Genomic DNA, 1,489 nt, shown 5'->3' on the forward strand with positions numbered 1-1,489 from the left:
ACTGACGAAATTTTAAAGACCCCGCTTCAATATCGTGATTTCGAATTACATCTGCCTCAAGGCAATGGTTTAGGTATTGAGTTGGATTTAGACAAGATTGACAACCTTCGCCGCAAATAAGCGACGTGATACATCAGGAGTGAGACATGCTGTTTCATGTACGAATGGATGTGAACATCCCACTGGATATGCCAGTTGAAAAAGCGAATGAGATTAAAGCTGTTGAAAAGGCGTATTCGCAAGAGTTACAGCAACAAGGCAAGTGGCGTCATATCTGGCGAATCACAGGTCAGTATTCAAACATCAGTATTTTTGATGTGGAAAGCAATGAAGAGCTTCATTCAATTTTACAAGGTCTTCCGCTTTATCCATATATGAATATCGAAGTAATGGCGTTAAATCGCCACCCATCTTCTATCCGTGAAGATGATCGTTAAGTTTTAAGTGTCTTGGCTTGATTGATTCAGGCCATGACATCAATACATCCAGAGGTTTTTTAGCGTCATTTTAAACAAGGATTGTGGCAGCGAGCTCAAACACATTAGAAGTCAGCCACCACACAGCAAGCATACTTAAGGAGAAATAGTATGAACCGCGAACAAATTAATGCTTTAGTCAAAAAAATGAACGTTGATACTGCAACAGGTCCTGTTGATGAACGTGTTCAGCAAATCGTTGTACGTTTAGTATCTGACTTATTCCAAGCGATTGAAGATTTAGATTTAAGCCAATCTGAAGTTTGGAAGGGTCTTGAGTACTTTACTGATGCTGGTCAAGCAAACGAATTAGGTCTTTTGGCTGCTGGTTTAGGTCTTGAGCATTTCCTTGATTTACGTGCAGATGAGAAAGATGCTCAAGCAGGTATTACAGGTGGTACTCCACGTACAATTGAAGGTCCATTGTATGTCGCTGGTGCACCAGAATCAGTTGGTTTTGCACGTATGGATGATGGTTCTGAAGAAGGCAAAATTCCAACTTTAATTATTGAAGGTATCGTTAAAGATACTGAAGGTAACATCATTGAAGGCGCTAAAGTTGAAGTTTGGCATGCAAACAGCTTAGGTAACTACTCGTTCTTTGATAAGTCTCAATCTGACTTCAACTTACGTCGTACGATCTTCACCGATGCACAAGGTCAATATACAGCATTAACCACAATGCCTGTAGGTTATGGCTGCCCACCAGAAGGTACAACTCAGTTTGTATTAGACAAACTTGGTCGTCATGGTAACCGCCCTTCACATGTGCATTACTTCGTCACTGCACCTGGCTACCGTAAATTAACTACGCAGTTCAACATCGAAGGTGATAAATACCTTTGGGATGACTTTGCATTTGCAACGCGTGATGGCTTAGTGGCAACTGCTGTAGACGTAACTGATGAAGCTGAAATTGCTCGTCGTGGTCTAAAAGGTGCGTTCAAACATATTCAATTTGACATTGAATTAGTGAAAGACGTTGAAGGTGCGCCTTCTACTGAAGTTGAACG

At 41.1% G+C, this 1,489-nt stretch carries 2 protein-coding genes and 1 pseudogene; all 3 read left to right on the forward strand.

The genetic code is table 11. The features are described 5' to 3' along the window. Positions 1-120 (forward strand): annotated as a pseudogene (locus AC1M9J_RS14720) (muconate/chloromuconate family cycloisomerase); the annotation flags it as partial. A 26-nt stretch (positions 121-146) separates the two neighbouring features. Then, positions 147-437 carry a muconolactone Delta-isomerase gene (gene catC, locus AC1M9J_RS14725; RefSeq protein ID WP_092766278.1) on the forward strand — a complete coding sequence of 97 codons (291 nt, stop codon included), beginning with the start codon at positions 147-149 and terminating at the stop codon, positions 435-437. Positions 438-587: 150 nt separating this feature from the next. Next, positions 588-1,489, forward strand: a 902-nt coding sequence (gene catA / locus AC1M9J_RS14730) for a catechol 1,2-dioxygenase (protein ID WP_481952569.1), incomplete at its 3' end; no start/stop codon positions are given.

The organism is Acinetobacter sp. ANC_7588, from assembly GCF_056783995.1.

Coding starts and splice junctions, on each gene's coding strand:
- catC (WP_092766278.1), top strand. CDS start 147: ATGCTGTTTCATGTACGAATGGATGTGAACATCCCACTGGATATGCCA.